Origin of the sequence: Pseudomonas abyssi, assembly GCF_003444685.1 — a bacterium.
GTDB lineage: Bacteria > Pseudomonadota > Gammaproteobacteria > Pseudomonadales > Pseudomonadaceae > Halopseudomonas > Halopseudomonas abyssi.
Genome location: NZ_LMAZ01000001.1, coordinates 129,131 through 154,985, shown reverse-complemented (window position 1 = coordinate 154,985; position 25,855 = coordinate 129,131). Strand labels below are relative to the sequence as shown.

Sequence of the window (25,855 nt, the reverse complement as noted above, 5' to 3'; positions counted from 1 at the left end):
CCTCGCTGACAGCCTCCTGATCAGCTTGCTGTTCGGATTGCTGTTCGGATTGCTGTTCGGATTGCTGTTCGGATTGCTGTTCGGATTGCTGTTCGCCGGAGGCGGCGCCCTGAGGCTCCGCTTCCGGCTGATCGCGCGTCGGCTCAATCATTTGCGCGAGAGCAACTGCGACAGCACAAAGCCCGCCGCAAAGGCCAGGCTGATGGTTGCCAGTGGTTTCTCGCGAATGTAGGTGTTGGCCTGAGCGCCCAGTTCTTCGGCCTTCTCGCGCCCCTTGAGCAGATGTTCAAGGGCGTCGTGTCGCACTTCCAGCCCAGCGGCCTGAGCCGCGGAGGCAAAGTGGTCGCGCGCCTCCAGCAGCTTCTCATAGGCCTCACCGACCGCCACCTTGCTGGCGGCCAGCTCACTCTGCTTGTTCGTGGCGCTCTGCGGTGTCTTCTCTGCAGCCATGTCGATCTCCTTGCATTCGTTGTTTGTAGGCCGGTCAACGGCCATCAGTCCACTATAGGTGCCGCCCGTCATCGCTGCGGATTATTGGCCGCCATTCGCCCCGGAGAAACCGGCGCGAGCGCTCAACCCTGCCCCGCAATCTGTGCCAGACTAGCTTGAATATCAGGCACCCACACTGGCTGGGACTGGCTCGCATGACACAAAGTTCAGCCGCCACTCCCCGCCCACCAGGAGGACACCCCGCATGAGCAGTACGCCAGAGTTTGACATCATCGTCTACGGCGCCACCGGCTATACCGGCCGTCTGGTTGCAGAATACCTGAGCCAGGAGTATGCCAACGACAGCGACCTGCGCTGGGCCATGGCGGGCCGCAGCCAGAGCAAGCTGGAAGCCGTTCGCGATGAAATCGGCGCCCCTGCCGGCACACCGCTGGTGGTTGCCGACACCGGCGACGCAGACAGCCTGCGCGCCATGGCCGAGCGTACCCGCGTGGTACTGACCACCGTTGGCCCCTACCAGTTGTACGGTTCTGACCTGGTGCGCATCTGCGCAGAAACCGGTACCGATTACGTCGACCTTTGCGGCGAGCCGGCGTGGATGCGTCAGATGATCGATGCCCATGGCGAGACCGCCAAGCAAAGCGGCGCGCGTATCGTCTTCTCCTGCGGTTTTGACTCCATTCCATTCGATCTGGGGGTCTACTTCCTGCAGCAGGCCGCGCAGGAGAAATTTGGCGCGGCGCTCCCCCGCGTCAAGGGCCGCGTGCGCAAGATGAAGGGCACCTTTTCCGGCGGCACTGCCGCCAGCCTGAAGGCCACACTGGCGGCGGCCAAGGCCAACCCGGAAATCTACCAGTTGCTCGGCAACCCCTTTGCGCTCACGCCAGGCTTCACTGGCCCGGCCCAGCCGCCGGCGGCCAAGCCGGAGTTTGACGAGTCACTGGGCAGCTGGGCGGCGCCCTTCGTCATGGCGGCCATCAACACCCGCAACGTGCACCGCTCCAACGCGCTGCTGGGGCATGCTTACGGCAGCGATTTTGTCTACGACGAGATGATTTTGACCGGCCCGGGCGAACAGGGCGAAGCCATCGCCAAGGCAGTCACAGGCGACAAGTCACTGGCCGGCGACGACGCGCCCAAGCCGGGTGAAGGCCCGACCAAGGAGGAGCGTGAAAACGGCTTCTACGATGTACTGTTCATTGGTGAAGGCGCCGACGGCAAGACGCTGATGGCCAGCGTGGCGGGCAAACGCGATCCGGGTTACGGCTCGACCTCGCGCATGATTGCCGAAAGCGCCATCTGCCTGGTACGCGATGCCACCGATACCCAGGGCGGCATCTGGACGACCGCACCGGCCATGGGCGACAAGCTGATCAAGCGTCTGCAGGAACACGCCGGGCTGACCTTCCAGCTGGAGGGTTGATCGCGCGGCAATCGTGGCGGGCACGGCATGTCGTGCCCCTCGACAATCCGGCGGCGGTGCGCCCTGACCTCAGGGCGCGCCAGCCAGCCAATCCATCCGCCAACTCCCACCAGCGGACTGCGCCAGCTCCCGGCTCAGCCACGGCAATATCTGCTCCAGCTCTTCCCAGATCGGCCACGGCGGGTTGATCAGCATCATGCCTGAGCCGTTCAGCCCCAATTGATTATCAGCCGGACGCACGTTCAGCTCGACTCGCAGCGCCTTGGGCGCGCCGCTATCGGCGATGCCTTGGTAGAAGTCCTTGAGCAGCCGCTGATCCTTGATCGGGTACCAGATCGCAATCACCGTCTGACGCATGCGCGCGACTGCCTGCTCGACTGCAGCCACGCAGCGCTGCAGGTCGTCGGTCTTTTCAAAGGGGGGGTCCAGCAGCCAGAGCGCGCGTTTTTCCGCAACCGGCAGGAATGCCTTGGGCAGCTCGTAGCCATCGCGCTGATGCACCGCGATCTCCGGCTGCGGCGCAAAATACTGGCGCAGGGTATCGGCGTCCTCGGGGTGCAGTTCGCTGAGGATCATACGGTCCTGCTCGCGCAGCAACTCAGCCATGATCTGTGGCGAGCCCGGATACCAGCGCAGCTGTCCGTCCGGATTGTGCCGCGCTACCGCATCCCGGTAATCAGCCAGCCACAGCGGCAGGTCATCGCGGGCCCAGAGCCGGCCAATACCCTCAACGTATTCACCGGTCTTGCCGGCGGCCTCGCCCTGCAGATCATAAAAGGCGGTACCGGCGTGGCTGTCCAGACAGCACAGCGGCGTCTGTTTGCGCTGCATCAGCACCAGCAACTGGCGCAACAGCGCGTGTTTGAACACGTCGGCGTGATTGCCGGCGTGATAACTGTGACGGTAGTTCATAGGGCGGCTCCGCGCGATCACTCAGCGTAAGCCGCGCATTCTAACAGGCCGCCGGCCTTATACCTCGGCCCATTGTCGCAGCAGATTATGGTAGTGCCCGGTCAGGGTCAGCACCTCTGGGCAGTCACCCAGTTTGCCGCGCAGCTGCTGAATGGTCGCATCCAGGTCGTAGAGCTGCGAGCGCTGAGCATCGGAGCGCACCATGCTCTGGCTCCAGAACACACTGCACACCCGCTCACCTCGGGTGACCGGTGTAACCTGATGCAGACTGCTCGACGGATAGAGAATCAAGTCCCCTGCCGGCAGTTTGACTTCGTGGCAACCGTAGGTGTCCTGCACCTCCAGCTCGCCGCCGTCGTATTCCTCCGGCTCAGACAGGAACAAGGTGGACGAGACATCGGTACGCAGGCTGAGCTGATTAAACGGCAATTGTCGTACCGCGCCATCGACATGAAACCCGTAGTGCTCGCCCCCGCTGTAAACGCTGAACAGCGGCGGTACCGAGCGCAGCGGCAAGGCGGCGGCCATGAACAGTGGATGGGCGTACAGGCGCGTCAGGATGATCTCACCCAGTTCGCGCGCCACCGGCGAGTCTACCGGCAACTGGCGATTGCGCTTGACCACCGCGCCCTGCTGCCCGACCGTCGCGCGACCGTCCACCCAGTCGGCCGCCGCCAGGCGCTTGCGCACCTCAGCCACCTCGGCCTTGCTGAGAACCTCTGGAATATGTACCAACATAATGCGTTCACCTGCTGAGGGCCACGGTCACCGCCGGCGCTGCCCCTGCGAGCAACGGCACGGGCAATCAGTCCGGGCCGACGACTGAAAACAGCAGCACCCGCAGAGTGCGGGTGCCACCGGTAAAACACCACGGCAATGGCTGCGACCGAGCGCCGGGACAGGGCCCGGCGCGCGGATCAGAAGCTCATGTCGGCGCTGAGCAGATAGGTCCGCGCCGCGCCGGGCGTGTAGCGATAGCCGCTCTTGTTGATCGCCGCCACGTACTCCTCGTCCGCCAGGTTATAGGCATTCAGACGCAGCGCCAGGTTATCCGATACCGGATAGGACACTACCGCGTCGAACACAGTGTAGGAGTCGGTGTGATCGGGCGTGCCCACGGCGCCGTCGCGGCCACGGGTGAGGCCCGCGGTGTAGCGCGCACCGCCGCCCACCGTCAGCCCAGACGGGAAGCGATAGGTGGTCCAGCTGGTAAAGGCGCTGTCCGGCGTGTAGGTCAGGTCGCTGGAGCCGCTGGCGGTGATCGCATCACCTTCAGTCACTTCGGTGTCCAGATACGTGTAGCCCGCCGACACGGCCCAGTTGGGGGTAATGTTGCCATTCATCCACAACTCAACGCCCTGCACGCGCTTCTCACCATCCTGTGTCGGGTTGCCCAGGTCATCCTCGCTCACCTCATTGAGCACGTCGGTGCGGAACACCGCGGCATTCAACGTCAGCGCGTCCGGAACCGCATCCCACTTGACGCCAACCTCGTAGGTGCGCGCTTCCTGCGGATCCATGCTCGGGTTATTGGCGCTGGTGGCAGAGTCGCTCAGCTGGAAGTTGAGACCGCCCGGTGGCTGCTGGGACAGCGCGTAGTTGATGTACAGACTGGTCTGCGGCACCGGCTTGTAGACCGCGCCCAACTTCCAGTTGATCAGGGTGTCGCTGTCATCGGTGTCGATCGTATTGACGATACTGCCGGTCGGCAGCGTGCCGCAGGGCACGGCGCGACGCCCGGTGCCACCACAGATGGCATCGTTGCTGTACTCGGTTGAATAGTGATCGGCACGCACGCCGCCGGAGATCAGGAACTGCTCGCCAAACTTCAGAGTATCGAACACATACAACGAGTAGGTGTCGGTCGAGCCTTCACTGTTGGCACCGTTGCGCCCGTAGGTCAGGTCCCCGGTGTCATTCCAGTTCGGGTTGAACAGGTTGGCATCCGGGCGGCTGCCGGCAGAACTCACACCATAGCTGGTCTGCTCTTCGCGGGTCAGCTCGACGCCGGTCAGCAGATTGTGCTCGATAGTGCCCGTCTCGAAATCAACCCGCAGGTTCAGCTGATCGGTGAGGATGGTGTTCTCGATATCCTTGAAGGTCGGCAGGCTGCGCGCCAGTGCGTAGGTGGAGAGGTCGTTGATGTCGGTGTAGGTGATGTTGGTACCGGTGCTCATAAAGGCGGTCAGCAGGTAGTCCTGCTTGGTCTCGCCCCAACGCACCACGTTGGTCAGCCGCACCCGCTCGGAAAAGTCGTGCTCCAGGCGGAAGGTCGCCATCTTGGCGGTCACATCGTCGTGGTCCTGCTTGGTGCCGTAAAAATTCTCGCTGTCGACCGGGTTACCCACCAGGTTTTCCAGTCCGGGCTGGGGGCTCCAGTGATCAATGCCCACGGTCGGCACATAGCCGTCTGGAATATTGTCCTGCTTGACGTACAACAGATTGAGATAGGCGCGGGTAGCGGTGTCCAGACCAAAGCCGAAGGAGGCAGCGACGCCGTTGCGGCTGTTGTTGACGTGGTCACGCCCTGCGACATCGCTGTCCTGCCACAACAGATTGAGGCGCACGGCGCTTCCCGGCAGGCCATCCAGGGTCTGGTTGAGATCCGCCGTTGCGCGTTTCTGACCGTCAGTTCCGACGGTGGTGCTGACCAGGTTGCTGTCGCGCAGATTGGCCTGCTTGGTGCTCAGGTTGATGGAGCCGGAAGGCGAACTGCGACCGCTGTCGGTGCCGGCCGGCCCCTTCTCGACTTCCACCTGCTCAATGTTGAACAGATCACGCGAGATCGACCCGATATCCCGCACACCGTCGACAAAGATGCTGCCGGAGGTATCAAAGCCGCGCATGTAGATGGAGTCACCGGTGGTCGTGTTGCCATTCTCACCGGCGTAAAAGGTGCCCACCCCGGCACTATTACGCAGGGCTTCAGTCAGGGTAGTGGCGCCCTGCTCGGTAAAGACCTGATTGGTGATGACCTGAATGGTCTGCGGGGTATCCAGCAGCGGCTGGGTAAATTTGGCGGAGCTGACCGAGTCGGCCCGGTAGGAGGAGGCTTCGCCCTCAATCTGGATGGCGTCCAGCTCCACTACATCAGTGGCTTCCTGCGCGATGGCAGTACCGGACAACAGCAACAGTGAAGAGACCGCAGTGGCGACCGGTTGCTGCAAACGATGCTTTCTGGCACGAATGAACGGCGACGTCGATTTTTGCATGGCTTAGCTACCCTTTCCTCTAGCATGTTCAGGAGTCAACATGCTCCTGATTTATAATCAGATGCGGATAGTAATGAGATAGATTCTCACCATCAAGCGATTTGTGAACAAATGTTTCGCCTTGGAGCCCCGCGGATCACGCAGAGCCCGGCCTAGAGCGGTCGAGCCCTGCAGCCAGCGTTAGCAAGAGGAATTAGCTGCCCTCGCCCCCGCCAGGACTTCATGCGGGGGCGACGACGCGCGGCCTACTCAACCGCGCCAGAAAGGCAGGTGGTGAAGCGGATCAGGTCTGCTGGCTCTGCGGCGTCACCCGCAACACCTCTTCGATGGTGGTGAGCCCGGCGCCCACTTTCTGCGCCCCTGACAGGCGCAGGCTGTGCATACCTTCCTTGTAGGCCTGACGGCGCAACTGGCCCAGGTCGGTGTCACCGTGAATCAGCGCTTTGATGCCATCGCTCAGCGGCATCAGCTCGTAGACACCGGCGCGGCCCCGGTAGCCGGTCTCACGGCATTCCAGACAGCCTTCGGCGTGCCGCGATTGTGTTGGCAGCGGCGCATTCCAGGGTTTGGTCAGCGCGGCCCAGGCCTCCTCATCGACCGGCGCCGGGGCGCGGCAATGCGGGCACAGCGTACGCACCAGACGCTGTGCCATGACACCGAGCACCGTGGCCTTGATCAGGTAGGGCGGCACGCCCAGCTCGATCAGACGACTGATGGCGCTGGGCGCATCATTGGTGTGCAGGGTTGAGAGCACCAGGTGGCCGGTCAGCGCCGCCTGAATCGCCATCTCGGCGGTTTCCAGGTCACGGATCTCGCCCACCATGATGATGTCCGGGTCCTGCCGCATCAGCGCGCGGACACCACTGGCAAAGTTGAGCTCGATATTATGCTGCACCTGCATCTGGTTGAAGCTGTCCTCGACCATCTCGATCGGATCTTCAATGGTGCAGACATTCACCTCGGGCGTGGCCAGTTGCTTCAGCGTGGTGTACAGCGTGGTGGTCTTGCCGGAACCGGTTGGCCCGGTCACCAGCACGATACCATTGGGCTGGCTGACCATCTGCTGCCAACGGCGCTGATCCTCGCCGGAAAAACCCAGCTGATCAAAGGTGCGCAGCAGCACGTCCGGGTCGAAGATCCGCATCACCATCTTCTCGCCAAAGGCCGTGGGCAGCGTCGACAGACGTAGCTCCACCTCGTTGCCCTTGGGCGTACGGGTCTTGATGCGGCCATCCTGCGGCTTGCGCTTTTCAGCCACGTTCATCCGGCCCAGGCTTTTCAGCCGGCTGACCACCGCCACGGTGACCTGCAACGGGAACTGATACACCGTGTGCAGCACACCATCGATGCGCAGGCGCACGCTGCCGGTTTCGCGGCGCGGCTCGATATGGATATCACTGGCGCGCTGCTCAAAGGCGTACTGGAACAACCAGTCGACAATGTTGACCACGTGGGCATCGTTGGCGTCCGGCTCCTGACTCATGCTGCCCAGGTTGAGCAACTGCTCGAAGTTGCCGACACCACTGCTTTTCTGATCGGTGGCGTTGGCACCGGTCACCGAGCGGGCCAGACGGTAGAACTCTACCGAATAGCGTTGCAGGTCTTCCGGATTGGCAACCACGCGGCGGATATCGCGTTTGAGCACATGCTGCAGATTGGCTTCCCAGCCATGTACAAAAGGCTGGGCGCTGGCGATGGTCACCTCGCGATCATTGACCTCGACCGCCAGAATCCGGTGGCGCTGGGCAAAGGCGAAGGACATCAACGGCGTCAGCGCCGTGACATTGATCTTCAGCGGGTCGATACGGAAAAACGGCTGGCCGCTCTCGCTCGCGAGCCAGCGGCTGAGGGTATCGAGATCCAGCTTCTTGCCCGGCCGAGCCTGATCCTCGACATCCTGCGCGGCAATGAACTGCAGCGGGTGCAGCTTGGCAGTGTCGCCCACGGCGGCGCGGCGCAGGCTGACCAGGTGATCAGCGCTGTCCTGGCTCAGCCGCCCTTGGGCAACCAGTGTGTTCAAAAAATCGCCCAGGTCCAGTGGTCGATCACTGCCCGGGATCGCCAGGTCGGCCAGTGTCTTCATCGGTCTCTCCCTTTACTCAGATAGGACTCAGCTCAGCCGTTGAGGGCGCGCCAGCCGTTCAGCCGGCGCACGCGCACACCCTGCTTGCGCAGCGCATCCAGCAGCAGCTCGCGCTGCTCCTCGGCGACCTGCGGGTACTGCTCCAGCAGTGCCTGCAACTTGTTCAGTTCACCAAACAGGCGGTCAGGCTCGGGCACCTGCAAAAAGGCCCGAAAATGCCCCAGCAACAGCTGCAGGCGCCCAAGGCGCGGCAACTGATCCAGCCATTCACTGACGGCATGCTCCGGATCGTTGTTGTGCGGCACCCGCAGCTCCTGAATCTCCTTGCCGCAGGCCGCCAGCAGCCAGCGCTCAAGCGGCAGGGCAGCAATCTTGCCACCGCGCGGCGGCCGATTCAGCGTCCAGCGCTGCTCCAGCAACCACAGCGCCAGCTCGACAAACAGCGCCCCCCAGGCCGTTCCGCCCAGCTGTTGGTCGAACACCGATTCAGCCTCGCGGCGCGCCGCCTCACCATCGGCGTCATCCGCCCAGCCAGCCAGCACCAGCGGCTGAAAGGCCGCCAGCAGCGCATCCAGCGGTGCCACGAAGGGGCTGGCTGCCGAGCGCGGCAACGCCAGGTCAAATACGCCGAAGCAGGCCCGCAGCTGGGCCATGGCGGTCGTCAACTCGCGGAACAGCTTCCATTGGCGCGCATAACGATACTGCTCGGCCAGACGCTGCACCCGACCCAGCAGCTGGCCAACCAGCTCGGCAATCACCTGATCAACAGGCGTGTCGGCCTGCCAGCGGGGTTGTTCCAGTCGCAGGCTGAAACTGCCGGCATCAAACAGGCGGTAACCGCGCTCAGCCTTGGAAATGTCGCAGGGCATGAGCGGCAGTTCGCGAGCCAGCTCCAGGGCCAGCTCCAGCAGGGCAACCGCTGGCCCCTGCCTGACTTCCAGTTCCAGTTCGCTGATCGGCTCGGCAGCGCCGTCGGTACGAACCTCGCCACTGTCCAGCGCCGCTTCCACCTCGACCAGCTCGCCGTCGCGCTCCCAGCGCAGCAGTGCACGGGTGCGCTCAAAGTCCGTGGTAAACAGCGGTTGCAGTTGCTGCTTGTCCAGCTCCGCCAGACTGGCCGGCCAGCAGCTGTCATCCAGCAGCGCCAGATCCAGGGCGTCGGTCTTCAGATACCAATCCCACTCGTTGCGCTCGGACAGCCCGGCCACGCTCTGGCCTCGGCTTTTCAGCGTCTGGATGTGGGTATCGCCGTCGCGGCGCAGGCGCAAAGCCACCCGAGCGGCGCTCAGGTCCCGCGCAGCGGTGTCGAAGTACTGGTTGTAAAGGGTACTGCGCTGCCAGTCGCTGGCGCGGCGTTCATTCAGCAGCGGGTGTTGCTGCAGCGCTGCAAGCGTGTCGGCGCTGGCACGCAGCTTGATTTCGGTTTCCTTGACCATGTGCGATTCTCTAACGGCTCGCTGGCGGTGAAAGCCAGCGCGCAAAAATGTTCATTTCGTTTCAATCTGATGACGGCTGCAAGCTCAGCACCTATACTCTGCGGCCTCAATTCCAGCGGGAGGCGTCATGCCAAACAATCCGTTCCTCACCCTGTTCGGTCGTTCGCCGATTGGCCCCATGCAGCAGCACATCGCCAAGGCCCACGAGTGCGCAGCGCAGTTGCTGCCCTTTATCGAAGCGCTGCAGGCCGAGGACTGGGCCGAAGCCGCACGACTGCAGCAGCAGATTGCCCAGCTTGAGCGCGATGCCGACAAACTCAAGAAAGACGTGCGTGTGCATCTGCCCAAGAGTCTGTTCCTGCCTGTGCCGCGCTCAGACCTGCTGGAGCTGCTCAGTGTACAGGACAAAGTCGCCAACCGCGCCAAGGATATCGCCGGCCTGATGCTGGGTCGGCGCATGGTCATTCCCGAGCCGCTGTTCCCCGCTTTCAAGGCGTTCGTTGCCCGCTCCATTGACGCTGCAGCCCAGGCGCTGACGGCGATGAACGAGCTGGACGAGCTGCTGGAGACCGGCTTTGCCGGCCGCGAAGTCACCCTGGTCGAGCGCCTGATCGAAGAGCTCGATCGCATCGAGCACGACACCGACAACATGCAGATCAGCCTGCGCTCGGAGCTGTATCTGCTGGAGAAGGGTCTGCCGCCAGTGGACGTGATGTTCCTGTACCAGATCATCGAATGGATTGGCGATGTTGCCGACCGCGCACAACGCGTGGGCAACCGCTTGGAACTGCTGATGGCTCGCTAGGACAGCGAATACCCGGCCATCAGCACGCATGCCGGCGCACACCCAGAAACGCCGGCGGCCCATGCACCCGTATAGAGAATGTGACATATGACCCTGATTGCGGAATACGGCACCATACTGCTGATTCTTGCCTGCCTGTTTGGCTTTTTCATGGCCTGGGGCGTCGGCGCCAACGACGTTGCCAACGCCATGGGCACCTCGGTAGGCTCGCGCGCGCTGACCATCAAACAGGCGATCGTCGTCGCCATGGTATTCGAGTTCCTGGGCGCCTATCTGGCCGGCGGCTCGGTTACCCAGACCATCCGCAGCGGCATTGTCGATGCCGAAGCCATCAGCCCGGACCAGATGGTCCTGGGCATGCTGGCCGCCCTGCTCGCCGCCGGCACCTGGCTGCTGGTCGCCTCCATCAAGGGCTGGCCGGTCTCGACCACCCACTCGATCATCGGCGCGGTCATCGGCTTTGGCGCGGTTGGCGTGTCGATGGACGCCGTGCACTGGGATGGCGTCGTGCCGATTGCCGCCAGCTGGGTCATCTCGCCGCTGCTGTCCGGTATCGTCGCCTTCATGATCTTCATCAGCGTACACAAGCTGATCCTCGACACCGATGACCCCTTCGCCAACGCCAAGCGCTACGTCCCCTTCTATATGTTTGCCGTCGGCTTTGTGGTCACCATTCTGACCCTGACCAAGGGCCTCAAGCACATCGGCCTGGAACTCAACGGCTGGGAAAGCCTGGGCCTTGCCCTGCTGGCGGGTATCGCGGTGTCGACCCTTGGCGTCGGCCTGCTCAGCCGCATCAAGGCCGATCCGGAGGCGGACCGCAGCTTTCATTTTGCCAGCGTGGAAAAGGTTTTCGCGGTGCTGATGATCTTCACCGCCTGTGCCATGGCTTTCGCGCACGGTTCCAACGATGTAGCCAACGCCGTCGGCCCGCTGGCCGCCATTGTCGGCGTACTGCACTCGGGCGGTGACATCGTCGCCAAGTCGGTGGTCCCGGGCTGGGTACTGCTGCTCGGTGCCGTGGGTATCGTGGTCGGTCTGGCCACCTACGGCTACCGGGTCATCGCCACCATCGGCAAGCACATCACCGAACTGACCCCCAGCCGCGGCTTTGCCGCCGAACTGGCCACGGCTACCACCGTGGTCGGTGCCTCCAGCATCGGCCTGCCGATCTCCACGACCCACACCCTGGTTGGCGCCGTACTGGGCGTCGGTCTGGCCCGCGGTATCGGTGCACTGAACCTGCGCGTGGTCGGCACTATCTTTACCTCCTGGGTGGTTACCCTGCCGGCCGGTGCCTTCCTGGCCATCATCTACTTCTTCACGCTTACCAGCATTTTCGGCTGACGGCGCCGCGCCTGGCGCGTAAGCTCAAGAGACCTTTACTGCCTGCCCGCCGCCTTCCGGCGGGCAGGCTCCGGTCCATGGAGTTGCCATGTCACTGCCGACGCTGAAGGCGCAATTCGACGCGCTGCTCAAGCTACCCTCCATCAGCTGTACCCAGCCAGCACTCGACCAGTCCAATCTGGCCGTCATCGAGCAGCTCGCCAGCTGGTTCGAGACGCTGGGATTCAGTTGCCGCATCCAGCCCATCGCCGGCCAGGACGGCAAGGCCAACCTGATTGCCACACTGGGCAGCGGACCGGGCGGGCTGGTGTTCGCCGGCCACACCGATACCGTGCCCTGCAACCCGGAACGCTGGCAGCACGACCCCTTTGCCCTGACCGAGACCGACAACCGCTGGTACGGCCTGGGTAGCTGCGACATGAAGGGCTTCTTCCCGCTGATTATCGAAGCGGTAAAAGCCTACGCCGAGCAGCCCTTCAAGCAGCCGCTGATCATCCTCGCGACGGCCGACGAGGAATGCTCCATGAGCGGCGCTCGGGCGCTGGTCGAGGCGGACTTGCTGGGGGCCCGCCACGCGGTCATCGGCGAACCGACCGGCATGCGGCCAATACGCCTGCACAAGGGCATTCTGATGGAGCGCATCGACATCGTCGGGCAGGCCGGACACTCCTCCGACCCGAGCCTGGGGCACAGTGCCATGGAGGCGATGCACGCCGTGATCGGTGATCTGCTGCAACTGCGCAGCGACTGGCAAAAGCGCTGGAACAACCCACTGTTCGGCGTGCCAACGCCCACACTGAATCTGGGCTGCATACACGGGGGTGATAACCCCAACCGCATCTGCGCCAAATGTGCGCTGGAGTTTGATATTCGCCCGCTGCCCGGCATGGCCAGCGACGCCCTGCGCGAGGCCATCCGCGAACGCCTGGCGCCCATTGCCGCCGAGCACCAGGTGCAGATCGACTATCGTCCATTGTTCCCGGGCGTGCCGGCCTTCGAAACCCCGGAAAACGCGCCCATCGTGCAGGCCTGCGAAGCCCTCACCGGCTACCGCGCCGACGCCGTGGCCTTTGCCACCGAAGGCCCCTATCTCAACCAGCTGGGGGCGCAGACGCTGATCCTCGGCCCCGGCGACATTGCCCAGGCACACCAGCCAGACGAATTTCTGGCCATGGACCGTCTGCAACCCACAATCGACCTGCTGCAAGGGCTGATCCGCCGATTCTGTCTGCAGTAAGCGGCTTGCCGCCAGCGTTGCAAACACCGTTAAATAGCTCTTTTTTCTGGAACACCGCGCATGCTCGACTACGTCAACTGGTTCCGCCACTCGACGCCCTATATCAACCAGCACCGGGACTGCACCTTCGTCCTGATGCTGCCGGGCGAGGCCATGATCCACGCCAACTTCAGCAATATCATCCACGACATCATGCTGCTCAGCAGCCTGGGCGTGCGTCTGGTGCTGGTGCACGGCTCACGACCGCAGATCGAGGAGCGACTGGCCGCACGCGGTGTGCAGTCACGCTATCACAACGATCTGCGGGTGACTGACCTGGATACCCTGGGTTGCGTGATCGACGCCGTCGGCAGTCTGCGCATCGCTATCGAGGCCCGGCTCTGCACCCAGCAGTCCGGCAGCCGCCTGCGCGTGGTCGGCGGCAACCTGGTCACCGCCAAACCCATCGGCGTGGTTGACGGGGTGGACTTCCATCACACCGGCGAGGTGCGCCGCATCGACCGCAAGGCGATTACCCGGCATCTGGACGAAGACGACATCGTCCTGCTCTCCAGCCTCGGCTACTCGCCGACCGGCGAGGCCTTCAATCTGGCAGCCGAGGATGTCGCCACCAGCGTGGCCGTAGCCCTGGGGGCGGACAAGCTAATCCTGTTTGGCGAGGACACCGGCATCCGTGACGAGCGGGGTGAGCTGCTGCGCGAGCTGAAGCCGACCCGCGCCGCACCATTGCTGGCCAAACTCGGCACCAGCCAGGCCGGCTGTCTGCTGCAGGCAGCCTGCAAGGCCTGCAATGCCGGGCTGCGGCGCAGTCATATCGTCAGCTTCGCCGAGGACGGCGCCCTGCTGACCGAGCTATTCACCCGTGACGGCGGCGGCACACTGGTCAGCCAGGAGGCCTTCGAGCAGATTCGCGGTGCCAGCATCGACGATGTTGGCGGGCTGCTGGAATTACTGCGGCCGCTGGAGGAAGCCGGCATCCTGGTACGCCGTTCTCGCGAGGTGCTGGAAACCGAAATCAGCCAATTCACCCTGATCGAGCGCGACGGTCGCATCATCGGCTGCGCTGCGCTGTATCCACTGGAAGGCTCCAGCTCGGCGGAACTGGCCTGCGTAGCGATCGACCCGACCTACCGCCAGGGTGGCCGCGGCGATCAGCTCCTGCAGCACATCGAAAGCCAGGCACGCAGCCTGAAGATCGACACCCTGTTCGTGCTCACCACCCGCACCGCCCACTGGTTCCGCGAGCGCGGCTTTGAACCCAGCAGCGTAGAACGGCTGCCGGCCAAGCGCGCAGCGCTCTACAACTTCCAGCGGAACTCCAAGGTTTTCGAGAAAAAGCTATAAGCAAATAACTTTTTATTTCTTCTAGCTTAAAAATATTTCAATTATGTTACCGGCGCCATCTCCACCGAGATGGCGACCATTCGCGCCTGCCTCACCGCTGACGCGGGCGCCCCACCCTGCGCGCGGCTGAGCTGATCCAGGCAGCCACCCTAGGGCATACGCCTGCGCCGACCGCCTGTGAAGCAGTTGCCGCACGACGCCAGCGCATCCCCCGCCGCCCGTCCAGCCGCCCCAGCGAACCGCTTGCCACTCTTGTTCATCGGAGCAGACACCATGCGTTACACACCCATTGCCGGCGCCATGGCCGCCAGCCTTCTTGGCCTCGCCCAGCCAGCCCTCGCCAGTGGCTTTGTCGAGGACAGCAAAGCCACCCTCGACACGCGCAATTTCTACATCAATCAGGACAACCGCAGCGGCGATGCCGCCCCCTCCTACGCAGAAGAATGGGGCCAAGGCTTTGTCCTCAACTTCCAGTCCGGTTACACCGACGGCCCTGTCGGCGTCGGCCTCGATGCCCTGGCGCAACTGGGTATCCGTCTGGACTCGGGTGGCCGCACCACCAAGGCTGGCCGTAGCCGCAACCCGGGCAGCGTGTTCCCGCTGGACAGCGATGGCAGCGCCGTCAACGAATTCAGCCGCATCGACTTTGCCGCCAAGGCCCGTGTGGCCGACACCGAACTGCGCTACGGCGTACTGCAGCCCAAACTGCCGGTACTGACCTACAACGACGGCCGCCTGCTGCCACAGACCTTCCGCGGCACTCAGCTGACCTCCAGCGATATCGACGGCCTGACGCTGACCCTCGGTGAAATCCGGGAGGCCAGCGGCCGTATTTCCAGCGACTACGACGACCTGCGCATAGCCGGTGGCACTGAGCGCGTTGACCGCTTCCGCTACGCCGGCGGTGACTACGCGCTGACCGACAACCTGACTACGTCCTACTACTTCGCCGAGCTGAAGGATTACTACCGCCAGCACTACCTGGGCGCAGTACACAATCTCGCGCTAGGTGACGGCAAGCTGACAACCGACCTGCGCTACTTCGACAGCAACGCCCACGGGGCCAACGATGACCAGCGTGCGGGCTACGGTGCCAGCGGTTTCCACAACAACGGCAAAGTTGATAACCAGGCAGCCAGCGCGCTGTTCACCTTCAGCCAGAGCGGCCATAGCCTGGGGCTGGGCTATCAGCACCTGAGCGGCACCAGCCACTTCCCGTTCATCAACAACGGTGACGGTGCCAGCGCCTACCTGATCACCGACTCGCAGATCGGCAAGTTCCAGCGCGCCGGCGAGCGCACCTGGCTGGCCCGCTATGGTTACGACTTTGCCGGCGTTGGCCTGCCCGGCCTGAAAACCACCGCCGCCTACCTGCGCGGCACCGACGTGGACAGCGCCGTTGCCGGCGCGGACAGCGAGTGGGAGCGCGACCTGCGCGTGGACTACAAGGTGCAGAGCGGCTACCTGAAAGACCTCGGTATCTCCTTGCGCCACGCCAGCCTGCGCAGCAACGTGGTCGGGCAGCGCGATATCGACGAGGTACGCGCAATCCTCAGCTACCGCTTCGTGCTGCGCTGAGCCCAACCGAGGCTGGCGTCCAGCCAGCCTCGCCTCCCTCGAACACGCATTGGCCTGCAGTGCACCGGGTCCAGCTGATCGTCGCTTACTGCATGCCGGGCAGCGAATTGGTATGCTTGGCAGTCTGCACTACACCACGAGATCTCCGTCATGCCTGATTATCGCTCGAAAACCTCCACCTTCGGCCGCAACATGGCCGGCGCACGCGCCCTGTGGCGTGCCACCGGCATGAAGGACGAAGACTTCAAGAAACCGATCATTGCCATCGCCAACTCCTTCACCCAGTTCGTGCCCGGCCACGTGCACCTGAAGGATCTGGGTCAGCTGGTCGCGCGCGAAATCGAGAAAGCCGGCGGCGTTGCCAAGGAATTCAACACCATCGCAGTCGACGACGGCATCGCCATGGGTCACGACGGCATGCTGTACTCGCTGCCCAGCCGCGAGATCATCGCCGACTCGGTCGAGTACATGGTCAACGCGCACTGCGCTGACGCCATTGTCTGCATCTCCAACTGCGACAAGATCACCCCCGGCATGCTGATGGCAGCCCTGCGTCTGAATATCCCGGTGGTCTTCGTTTCCGGCGGCCCGATGGAAGCCGGCAAGACCAAGCTGGCCAGCCACGGCCTGGACCTGGTTGATGCGATGGTGGTGGCCGCTGACGACAGCTGCTCGGACGAGAAAGTAGAAGAATACGAACGCAGCGCCTGCCCGACCTGCGGCAGCTGCTCCGGCATGTTCACCGCCAACTCGATGAACTGCCTGACCGAAGCCCTCGGCCTGTCGCTGCCCGGCAACGGCTCGACCCTGGCCACCCATAGCGACCGTGAACAGCTGTTCCTGCGCGCCGGTCGCACCATTGTCGAGCTGTGCCAGCGCTACTACGCCGAAGGTGACGACAGCGTGCTGCCGCGCAACATTGCCAACTTCAAGGCGTTTGAAAACGCCATGACGCTGGACATCGCCATGGGTGGTTCGACCAATACCATCCTGCACCTGCTGGCCGCCGCTCAGGAAGCGGAGATCGACTTCGATCTGCGTGACATTGACCGCCTGTCGCGCAAAGTGCCGCAGCTGTGCAAGGTGGCGCCCAACATTCAGAAGTACCACATGGAAGACGTGCACCGCGCTGGCGGTATCTTTTCCATCCTCGGCTCGCTGGCACGCGGCGGCCTGCTGCACACCGACGTCAGCACCGTCCACAGCCGCAGCATGGCCGATGCCATCGCCCAGTGGGACATCACCCAGACCAGCGACGAAGCAGTCCATACCTTCTTCCGCGCCGGCCCGGCCGGCATCCCGACCCAGACCGCGTTCAGCCAGAGCACCCGTTGGGACACCCTGGACGACGACCGCGCCGAAGGCTGTATCCGCAGCGTCGAGCACGCCTACTCGAAAGAAGGCGGTCTGGCCGTGCTGTACGGCAACATCGCGCTGGACGGCTGCGTGGTGAAAACCGCCGGTGTCGACGAGTCCATCCATGTGTTCGAGGGCAACGCCAAGATCTTCGAAAGCCAGGACACCGCCGTCAAAGGCATCCTCAACGATGAGGTCAAGGCGGGCGACATCGTGATCATCCGCTATGAAGGCCCGAAAGGTGGCCCGGGCATGCAGGAAATGCTCTACCCCACCAGCTACCTGAAATCCAAGGGCCTGGGTAAGGACTGCGCGCTGCTGACCGACGGTCGCTTCTCCGGCGGCACCAGCGGTCTGTCCATCGGCCATGCCTCCCCCGAAGCAGCGGCCGGTGGCGCCATTGGTCTGGTGCAGGATGGCGACAAGGTCCTGATCGACATCCCCAACCGCAGCATCAACCTGCTGGTGTCAGATGAAGAGCTGGCTGCTCGCCGGGCGGCTCAGGACGCCAAGGGCTGGAAACCCGCCGCCTCGCGCCCGCGCAAGGTCAGCACCGCGCTCAAGGCCTACGCCCTGCTCGCAACCAGCGCCGACAAGGGCGGCGTGCGCGACAAGACCATGCTCGAAGGGTAAACCTGCCGGCGCAGGGGCGCCCGCCCCTGCGCCAACTTTCTGCCTTTTCATCGCGTAGCACATTTTTTCAGCCGACGCATTGACACTGAAGGCATTTAGCCATACCGCTGGTCGGAGATTTCGGCCATTGACTCAACAGCAGAGGTGCTACAAAACCGTGACGGCGTTAACATACCGCCGTCAACAATTTGTGCATGGACGATAACAAGCTCCCACAACAGAGCACACCTAATGGATCCCGCACGCACCATACTGCTGGTTGAAAGCAATCCCACCAAGCGCGAGCAACTGCTCGGGCTTTGCCGTTCCTCTTCGCCGCAAGCGCAGGTCGAGATCTGCACCAGCCCGCGCGAGGCCGTCTCGCGCCTGAGCCAACAGCCCTACAGCGCTTGCCTGCTGCCCAACGACCTGGGCCTGCTGAACGAAGCCCGGCGTACCGCCGAACATACCCTGTTCCTGCTGATCAGCGACGATGACAACGTCGAACGCGACGCGGGCGCGATTGCCGAGGGTGCCGACGACATCCTGCCGCGCGAGACGCTCAGCAGCGAGAGCCTGCAACGCGCCCTGATCAATGCCGAGCGCCGCCGCGACAGCGGCCGCAAACTGCAGGAAATGGCCCGTCAGGATCCGCTCACCGGGCTGGGCAACCGCGCTCTGCTGGAAGCCGAGCTGGACCGCATGATCCTGCGCGGCCAGCGCAGTCCGACCGGCTTTGCCCTGCTGTATATCGACCTGGACTACTTCAAGCAGATCAATGACAGCTTTGGTCACGGCCTGGGCGACCTGCTGCTGGCCGTGATCGCCAACCGCCTGCGCCGCACCATGCGCCAGGACGACCTGATTGCCCGTATCGGCGGCGACGAGTTCGTCGCCCTGCTGAACGATCTGCACGACCCGAACGACGCTGCGCTGATCGCCAGCAAGATTATCCACGCCCTGAGTGAACCCGTGACGCTCAGCGGCCATCATCTGCTGGTCTCGGCCAGTGTCGGCATTGCCACCTACCCGAGCCACGGCTCTACTGCGGCCGAGTTGCTGCAACACGCCGACCAGGCGCTGTACCGCGCAAAGGCCAACGGCCGCAACGGCTATGCCTTCTTCAATCCGCAGAAAGATGCCGCTACCCGGCACAACCTGGACATCGAACAGGGCCTGCGGCACGGACTGCTCGAGGGTCAGTTCCGCCTGCATTACCAGCCGATTGTCGACACCCGCAACGGTGACACGGTCTCCTGGGAAGCCCTGCTGCGCTGGCAACACCCGCAACTGGGCCTGCTGACGCCGGACGCCTTCCTCAAGCTGGCCGAGCACAGTGGCTTGATTCTGCCGATGGGGCACTGGGTCATCGCCCAGGCGCTGGACGCCGTCAAGCAATGGCTGGATGCCGGCATCCAGTGCCGACTGTCGATCAACCTGAGCGACCGCGAATTGAAGCAGCCGCGCTTTGCCGAGCAGCTTCGCCAGTTGCTGGAGCGCAGTCAGGTGCCACCGCAGATGATTCAGCTTGAGCTGCGTGAGGACACCCTGCTCAAGCACGCCAATCAGGCCAGCAAGCTGTGTCAGGCACTGCATGCGCTGGGCGTGGAAATCTGGCTGGATCACTTCGGTTCGGAATACGGCGCGCTGGGCTATCTGAGCCGCCTGCCGATCACCGGGGTCAAACTGGACAGCCGCGAGCTGACCGGCAGCAAGGGTGAGGAACACGGCGCCTACCTGCAGAGCCTGATCACCCTGTCGCGGCAAATGGACAAGCAGGTGGCAGCCAACTATGTCGAAGACGCGCGTATCGCCGACCAGCTGTCACGCTGGGGCGGCAACCTGCTGCAAGGCTACTGGATTGGCCACCCGCGCACACTCGACGAGCTGATCAGCCAGAACGCGCTGCACTGAGCCACGGGGCGCGTTTCAGCGTCGCTCAAGCACCTGATAGACATGCGCTGGATAGCCATCGCCAGCCGCCACCGCACGCTCACTCGCCAGCGCCCAGGCCTGCTCATCAAACGGCGGAAACCAGGCGTCGCCCTCAGGCTCGGACTCGATACGCGTCAGATACAGGCGATCGGCCTGTTCCAGGGTTTGGCGATAGAGATTTTCGCCACCAATCACCATCACCTCAGCAACACCATCAGACAAGGCTTTCCGACGAGCAAAGGTCAGCGCAGCGGCAATGGAATTAAACACCTGCGCGCCATCGATCTCCAGACCCGGCTGCCGCGAAACCACGATATTGGTCCGCCCCGGCAACGGTCGCCCCAGAGAGTCGAAGGTCTTGCGGCCCATCACGATGGGCTTGCCCAGCGTGGTGGCTTTGAAGTAACGCAGATCCTCCGGCAGATGCCAGGGCATGGCGTTGTCGCGGCCGATCACGCGGTTACGCGCCATGGCTGCAATCAGCGACAGCTTGATCTCGCTCATACCGCCACCGGTGCCTTGATGTGCGGGTGCGCCTGGTAGCCCTGCAACTCGAAGTCCTCGAAGCGGAAGGCAAACAGATCGCGCACCTCAGGGTTAAGCTGCATGGTCGGCAGCGGCAGCGGCTCGCGGGTCAGCTGCAGGTCGGTCTGTTCGATATGGTTGGCGTACAGGTGGCAATCGCCCCCCGTCCAGATGAACTCGCCCGGCTGCAGGTCGCAGACCTGCGCCACCATCAGCGTCAGCAGCGCGTAACTGGCGATGTTGAACGGCACACCGAGGAAGATATCAGCCGAGCGTTGATAGAGCTGGCAGCTCAACTTGCCGTCTGCCACATAGAACTGGAACAGCGCATGGCAGGGCGGCAGCGCCATCTGGTCAACCAGCGCCGGGTTCCAGGCCGAGACGATCAGGCGACGGGAATCCGGGTTGCTCTTGATCATCGCAATCAGCTTGCTGATCTGGTCAATCGACTCACCATTGGGCGCCGGCCAACTGCGCCACTGATAGCCATAGACCGGCCCCAGGTCGCCATTCTCGTCTGCCCACTCGTCCCAGATGGAGACGCCGTTTTCCTTCAGATACCGGATGTTGGTATCGCCCTGCAAAAACCACAACAGCTCGTGGATGATGGACTTGAGGTGACACTTCTTGGTGGTCACCAGCGGGAAACCCTCGGCCAGATCAAAGCGCATCTGATGGCCAAACACACTGTAAGTGCCGGTGCCGGTGCGATCACTCTTAAAGGTGCCGTTCTCGCGCACGTGGCGCATCAGGTCGAGATATTGTTTCATGCGGTGCGCCCCTCACGCCGGTAGGCCAGCCCCATCAACAGGGCGCCAAATACAATCATGGGAATACAGAGTAGCTGACCCATGGTCAGCCAATCGAAGGCCAGATAGCCCAGTTGCTCGTCCGGCACGCGGACAAATTCCACGGCAAACCGGAAGCAACCATAACAGATGGCAAACAGGCCGCTGACCGCCATGGTCGGACGCGGCTTGCGTGAATAGAACCAGAGAATCGTGAATAGGGCGACGCCTTCCAGCGCAAACTGGTACAGCTGCGACGGATGGCGTGCCAGCTGCTCAGGATCAGTCGGGAAGACCATGGCCCAGGGCAGGTCGGTCGCCTTGCCCCACAGCTCGGCATTGATGAAATTGCCGATGCGACCGGCGCCCAGACCGATGGGGACCAGCGGCGCGACAAAATCGACCAGCTCGAAGAAGCGCTTGTTGTGCTTGCGGGAGAACCACAGCAGCGCCAGCAACACACCGAGCAGGCCGCCGTGAAACGACATGCCACCTTTCCATATTTCCAGGATCAGCACAGGGTTGCTGATATAGGCGCCCAGATCATAAAACAGCACATACCCCAGACGCCCGCCGGCGATCACCCCGAGGGCCACCCAGAACACCAGGTCAGACAGCGTTTCCTTGCTCCAGGTAGGGTCAAAGTCGGCCAGCCGACGTTTGGCGAGCCACCAGGCACCGCCGATACCGATCAGGTACATCAGGCCATACCAGTGGATCTGCAGCGGGCCAATGGCCACTGCGACCGGGTCAATTTGCGGATAGGTCAGCATGCTCTATTCCTAGACAAGAAAGTTGATTCCAACACACAGCAGCAGCAGGGCAAACAGGCGCTTGAGCACATCCTGCGATAACCGATGTGCCAGGCGAGCGCCAAAGCCCGCAAACAGCATACTGGTGGCAGCGATACCGACCAGCGCCGGCAAATACACATAGCCCAGACTCCATGACGGCAGTGCGGTTTCATGCCAGCCGGTAACAATAAATGACAACGCACCGGCAACCGCAATCGGCAGACCACAGGCCGACGAGGTGGCGACCGCCTGCTGCATCGGCACACTGCGCCAGACCAGAAAGGGCACAGTCAGCGAGCCACCACCAATGCCGAAAATCGCCGATGCCCAGCCGATGACACCACCGGCCGCGCCAAGAGTCGGCTTGCCCGGTTCGCCCAGACTGGCTTTAGGCTGCAACTTGAACGCCATCTGGATAGCAACACAGATGGCAAACACCCCAATGATCTTTTGCAACAGCGGTCCGCTGATCTGCGCGGCAGTCAAGGCACCCAGCACGGTGCCCAGCACAATACCCACGGTCAGCCAGGCGAACAGATACCAGCGCACGGCGCCCTTCTTATGATGCGCGCGAATGGCATTGATAGAGGTAAACACGATGGTGGCCAGCGAGGTGCCCACCGCCATATGCGTCAGCACCTCGGCGTTCATGCCCTGCAGCGAGAAGCTGTAGACCAGCACAGGCACGATAATCATGCCGCCGCCCACGCCAAACAAGCCGGCGAGGGTGCCCGCAAATCCACCGAGGACCAGATAGATCAGAAACTCCACAATACCCCCAGACTGCCCGCCGGACTTAAGGAAGCACTGACTAATGCCACTCGCAGAGGGCTGGCGAAATGCATCAGCGCATCCCTGACGCGCAAAGCCGCTAGTCTACTTAAATCCCCCCGCTGGCGCACCGACATCGTGCACTGCCGCCGCCACAACAGGTAGACTCCAAGGACAATTAAAAAGGAGCCTAGAGCCGTATGTGTTTGATTGCCTTTGCCTGGCAGACGTCCAAGCACCACCGCCTGACCCTGATCGGCAACCGTGATGAATTCCACCGCCGCCCCACTCGCCCTCTGGACTGGTGGGACGATCTCGACCAACCCGACCTGCTAGCTGGCCGAGACCTCGAAGCCGGCGGCACCTGGCTGGGCGTCACCCGCGACGGGCGCTTTGCCGCCGTCACCAATATTCGCGCGCCGGGTGCGGCCAAGGCGCCGCTGTCACGGGGCCAGTTGCCACTAAACTACCTGCAAGGCCGACAAACACCCGAAGCCTTTATGCAGCAGCTGGCCGCCCAGCGCGAACAGTACAGCGGTTTCAACCTGCTGGTCGGCGATGCCGACGCACTCTGGTTTCTCAACAGTCTCGACGGCCAGCCTCGCGAGCTAGGCCCCGGCATATACGGACTGTCCAACGCCGACCTGGACAGCCCCTGGCCAAAAACCGGCTACCTGCGCGACGCGCTTTCTGCAAGTGTGGACGCAGACAGTGAGCACCTACTGAGCCTGCTGGCCGACAGCCGCAGCTACCCGGATGAGCAACTGCCCGCCACCGGCATCAGTCAGGAGTGGGAGCGCATGCTGGCACCGGCGTTCATTACCGGCAACCGCGAATACGGCACCCGCGCCAGCAGTCTGCTGCGAATCGGTCACGATAACGGGATTAGCCTGATTGAAAAACGCTTCGGGCCATTAGGTCAGCCGGAGGGGGAGCGCCTCTGCGAGTGGGCCTGAGGCGCTCGCAGGTCAGCCGTGCTAGCGCGGCTGGCTGAGCACCTTGCCGAGCCCCATGCGGCGCAACGCCAGGTGCAGGGTGCTGAGCACCAGATGCGGGTTATCCAGCTCGATCACCTCGTCGAGCAGCGCCTTGGCATCAGTCAGCTTGATCTGACGCAGCAGCCACTTGACCTTGGGCAGGTTGGTGGCGTTCATCGACAGGGCGTCGCAGCCCATGGCCATCAGCAGCACTGCCGCAGCCGGGTCGCCCGCCATCTCGCCGCACACGCTCATCGGCTTGCCGGCTTCACGACAGGCCGTTGCCACCTTGATCAACGCCTGCAGTACTGCCGGGTGCAGCGAGTGGTACAAATCGGCCACGCGCGGATTGTTGCGATCAACCGCCAGCAGATACTGCGTCAGGTCGTTGGTACCCACCGACAGGAAATCCACCATCTGGATCAGCTCGCGCGCCTGATAGACCGCCGCAGGCACCTCGATCATCACACCGACTGGCGGCATCGGCACGTCGACCCCTTCGTCCAGCACCTCACTGTAGGCACGGTGAATCAGGTGCAGCGCCTCTTCCACCTCAAACAGGCTGCTGATCATGGGCAGCATGATGCGCAGGTTATTCAGGCCCTGGCTGGCCTTGAGCATGGCCCGCGTCTGCACCAGGAAGATTTCCGGATGATCCAGCGTCACGCGAATGCCGCGCCAGCCGAGGAACGGGTTTTCTTCGTCGATGGGGAAATAGGTCAGCGCCTTATCACCGCCGATATCCAGCGAGCGCATGGTGACCGGCAGCGGGTGGAAGGCTTCGAGCTGCTCGCGGTAGGTCGCCTGCTGCTCCTTCTCGCTGGGGAAGCGATCCTGAATCATAAAGGGCACTTCGGTGCGGTACAGCCCGACACCCTCGGCGCCCCGATCAAGTGAACGCGCCACATCGGCCTGCAGGCCGGTGTTGACCATCAGCGGCATACGGAAACCGTCGAGGGTGACACAGGGCACGTCACGCAGTTTCTCCAGCCCCTGGACCAGCTCACGCTCCTCGCGTACCAGCTCCAGGTAATGCCGACGCAGCTCCGGGGACGGGTTGGAATACCCCTCGCCGCGGTTACCGTCGACGATCAGTTCCATGCCGTCGAGCCGGGTGTAGGGCAGGTCCAGCGCGCCCATCACCGTAGGAATACCCATGGCCCGTGCCAGAATGGCGACGTGAGAGCTACCTGAGCCGAGCACCGACACCAGGCCGACCAGTTTTTCCTTGGGCACCTGCCCGAGCATCACCGGCGACAGCTCTTCGCTGACCAGAATAGTCTGATCGGGGAATACCAGCTCCTGGCGACCGACCTCCTGCAGATAGGCAAGAATACGCCGCCCCAGATCCTTGACGTCCGCCGCACGTTCGCGCAGGTAGGGGTCATCCATCAGCTCGAAGCGGGTCACGTGGGCCAGCACCACCTCACGCAGTGCGCCCTGGGCCCACTGGCCGGACCGGATGATACGGGTCACTTCATTGCCCAGCGCCGCATCGTCCAGCATCATCAGGTAGACGTCGAACAGCGCCAGTTCTTCAGGCCTGAGCTGGGAAGACAGCTTGCTGGACAGCTGCTGCATGTCGGCACGCACCGCGTCCAGCGCCCGACGGAACAGGGCAATTTCGGCGTCGACATCCTGTACCTGCTTGTCCGGCACCGATTTCAGGTCCGCCGGAGGCAGAATCACCACCGCATGCCCCATGGCAATACCCGGCGCCCCGGCAACGCCGTCGAAGCGGGTATCCTGCACCACTTCGCCGCCCCAGCCGAGGCCGCCGATGGCGCCGGTTGCCTCGGCATGGGCAATCACACCAGCCAGCTGCGCACTCATGGTCACCAGGAAGGCTTCCTCGCCCTCGTCAAACTGGCGACGCTCCTTCTGCTGCACAACCAGCACGCCCATTACCCGGCGGTGGTGGATGATGGGGACACCCAGAAAGGAAGCAAAGCGCTCTTCGCCGGTCTCGGCAAAGTAACGAAAACGGGGGTGGGAGGCAGCATCCTCGAGGTTGACCGGTTCTTCGCGGGCGCCGACATAACCGATCAGACCCTCGCTGGTACCCAGGGTCACCGCGCGCACGGCGTCCTTGTTCAACCCCTCGGTGGCCATCAGCACGTAGCGACCGATCTCCGGGTTAAGCAGGTAAACCGAGCACACCTCGGTGCCCATGGCCTCGCGCACACGCTGCACGATAATGTCCAGAGCCGCTGCCAGATCTCTGGCAGAGTTGACCTCTTGGACAATACGACGCAGCGTGTTGAGCATCA

Annotated in this window: 20 protein-coding genes; 9 read left to right on the top strand and 11 right to left on the bottom strand. The window is 63.1% G+C overall.

The window, feature by feature from the left end; genetic code table 11:
- Positions 1–147: 147 nt before the first annotated feature.
- On the bottom strand, positions 148–450 hold the full coding sequence (locus ASB58_RS00720) for a hypothetical protein (protein WP_118128998.1): 303 nt from the start codon (positions 448–450) through the stop codon (positions 148–150).
- A gap of 244 nt (positions 451–694) precedes the next feature.
- On the opposite strand from ASB58_RS00720, the gene ASB58_RS00715 reads away from it, so the two are divergent.
- On the top strand, positions 695–1,873 hold the full coding sequence (locus ASB58_RS00715; RefSeq protein WP_118128997.1) for a saccharopine dehydrogenase family protein: 1,179 nt from the start codon (positions 695–697) through the stop codon (positions 1,871–1,873).
- Between the two features lie 69 nt (positions 1,874–1,942).
- Here ASB58_RS00715 and ASB58_RS00710 read toward each other — a convergent pair whose 3' ends face one another.
- The 5 genes from ASB58_RS00710 to ASB58_RS00690 form a co-directional block, all read right to left on the bottom strand.
- Positions 1,943–2,785 carry a 23S rRNA (adenine(2030)-N(6))-methyltransferase RlmJ gene (locus ASB58_RS00710; RefSeq protein WP_118128996.1) on the bottom strand — a complete coding sequence of 281 codons (843 nt, stop codon included), beginning with the start codon at positions 2,783–2,785 and terminating at the stop codon, positions 1,943–1,945.
- A gap of 57 nt (positions 2,786–2,842) precedes the next feature.
- The gene (locus tag ASB58_RS00705; protein ID WP_118128995.1) at positions 2,843–3,523 is read right to left on the bottom strand and encodes a Fe2+-dependent dioxygenase; all 681 of its coding nucleotides are present in this window, start codon (positions 3,521–3,523) and stop codon (positions 2,843–2,845) included.
- Between the two features lie 179 nt (positions 3,524–3,702).
- Positions 3,703–5,997, bottom strand: coding sequence for a catecholate siderophore receptor Fiu (locus ASB58_RS00700; RefSeq protein WP_096003856.1), 2,295 nt, complete (start codon positions 5,995–5,997; stop codon positions 3,703–3,705).
- Positions 5,998–6,280: 283 nt separating this feature from the next.
- Positions 6,281–8,080 (bottom strand): type IV pilus assembly ATPase TfpB, encoded by a 1,800-nt coding sequence (locus ASB58_RS00695; RefSeq protein WP_118128994.1) that lies wholly within the window; start codon positions 8,078–8,080, stop codon positions 6,281–6,283.
- Positions 8,081–8,112: 32 nt separating this feature from the next.
- Positions 8,113–9,516 (bottom strand): CYTH domain-containing protein, encoded by a 1,404-nt coding sequence (locus ASB58_RS00690; RefSeq protein WP_118128993.1) that lies wholly within the window; start codon positions 9,514–9,516, stop codon positions 8,113–8,115.
- 127 nt (positions 9,517–9,643) lie between these two features.
- Between ASB58_RS00690 and ASB58_RS00685 the strand changes: the two genes are divergently transcribed.
- The 7 genes from ASB58_RS00685 (at position 9,644) to ASB58_RS00655 (ending at position 19,709) form a co-directional block, all read left to right on the top strand.
- Positions 9,644–10,321: a TIGR00153 family protein gene (locus ASB58_RS00685; protein WP_096003853.1), complete on the top strand. Its 678-nt coding sequence runs from the start codon at positions 9,644–9,646 to the stop codon at positions 10,319–10,321.
- Positions 10,322–10,408: 87 nt separating this feature from the next.
- Positions 10,409–11,668, top strand: coding sequence for an inorganic phosphate transporter (locus tag ASB58_RS00680; protein WP_096003852.1), 1,260 nt, complete (start codon positions 10,409–10,411; stop codon positions 11,666–11,668).
- A gap of 88 nt (positions 11,669–11,756) precedes the next feature.
- Positions 11,757–12,905 carry an acetylornithine deacetylase gene (gene argE / locus ASB58_RS00675; protein ID WP_096003851.1) on the top strand — a complete coding sequence of 383 codons (1,149 nt, stop codon included), beginning with the start codon at positions 11,757–11,759 and terminating at the stop codon, positions 12,903–12,905.
- Positions 12,906–12,965: 60 nt separating this feature from the next.
- Entirely contained in the window at positions 12,966–14,249 is a 1,284-nt protein-coding gene (gene argA, locus ASB58_RS00670) for an amino-acid N-acetyltransferase (RefSeq protein WP_118128992.1), read from the top strand.
- A gap of 273 nt (positions 14,250–14,522) precedes the next feature.
- Entirely contained in the window at positions 14,523–15,827 is a 1,305-nt protein-coding gene (locus tag ASB58_RS00665) for an OprD family porin (protein WP_118128991.1), read from the top strand.
- A gap of 150 nt (positions 15,828–15,977) precedes the next feature.
- Positions 15,978–17,816 (top strand): dihydroxy-acid dehydratase, encoded by a 1,839-nt coding sequence (gene ilvD, locus ASB58_RS00660; RefSeq protein ID WP_096003848.1) that lies wholly within the window; start codon positions 15,978–15,980, stop codon positions 17,814–17,816.
- A 231-nt stretch (positions 17,817–18,047) separates the two neighbouring features.
- Positions 18,048–19,709 carry a GGDEF/EAL domain-containing response regulator gene (locus ASB58_RS00655; RefSeq protein ID WP_118128990.1) on the top strand — a complete coding sequence of 554 codons (1,662 nt, stop codon included), beginning with the start codon at positions 18,048–18,050 and terminating at the stop codon, positions 19,707–19,709.
- A 15-nt stretch (positions 19,710–19,724) separates the two neighbouring features.
- Here ASB58_RS00655 and ASB58_RS00650 read toward each other — a convergent pair whose 3' ends face one another.
- Genes ASB58_RS00650 through ASB58_RS00635 form a run of 4 tightly spaced genes read right to left on the bottom strand, consistent with a single transcriptional unit; the run spans position 19,725 to position 22,608 of the window.
- On the bottom strand, positions 19,725–20,234 hold the full coding sequence (locus tag ASB58_RS00650) for a dihydrofolate reductase (protein ID WP_118128989.1): 510 nt from the start codon (positions 20,232–20,234) through the stop codon (positions 19,725–19,727).
- Positions 20,231–21,025, bottom strand: a complete 795-nt coding sequence (locus ASB58_RS00645) for a thymidylate synthase (protein WP_096003845.1) — start codon at positions 21,023–21,025, stop codon at positions 20,231–20,233. The genes ASB58_RS00650 and ASB58_RS00645 overlap by 4 nt, the downstream gene beginning before the upstream one ends.
- Positions 21,022–21,816: a prolipoprotein diacylglyceryl transferase gene (gene lgt, locus ASB58_RS00640; protein ID WP_096003844.1), complete on the bottom strand. Its 795-nt coding sequence runs from the start codon at positions 21,814–21,816 to the stop codon at positions 21,022–21,024. The genes ASB58_RS00645 and lgt overlap by 4 nt, the downstream gene beginning before the upstream one ends.
- 9 nt (positions 21,817–21,825) lie before the next feature.
- Positions 21,826–22,608: a sulfite exporter TauE/SafE family protein gene (locus tag ASB58_RS00635; protein ID WP_096003843.1), complete on the bottom strand. Its 783-nt coding sequence runs from the start codon at positions 22,606–22,608 to the stop codon at positions 21,826–21,828.
- 200 nt (positions 22,609–22,808) lie between these two features.
- On the opposite strand from ASB58_RS00635, the gene ASB58_RS00630 reads away from it, so the two are divergent.
- The gene (locus ASB58_RS00630) at positions 22,809–23,564 is read left to right on the top strand and encodes an NRDE family protein (protein ID WP_118128988.1); all 756 of its coding nucleotides are present in this window, start codon (positions 22,809–22,811) and stop codon (positions 23,562–23,564) included.
- Between the two features lie 21 nt (positions 23,565–23,585).
- Here ASB58_RS00630 and ptsP read toward each other — a convergent pair whose 3' ends face one another.
- Positions 23,586–25,853, bottom strand: coding sequence for a phosphoenolpyruvate--protein phosphotransferase (gene ptsP / locus ASB58_RS00625; protein ID WP_118128987.1), 2,268 nt, complete (start codon positions 25,851–25,853; stop codon positions 23,586–23,588).
- Positions 25,854–25,855 lie beyond the last annotated feature (2 nt).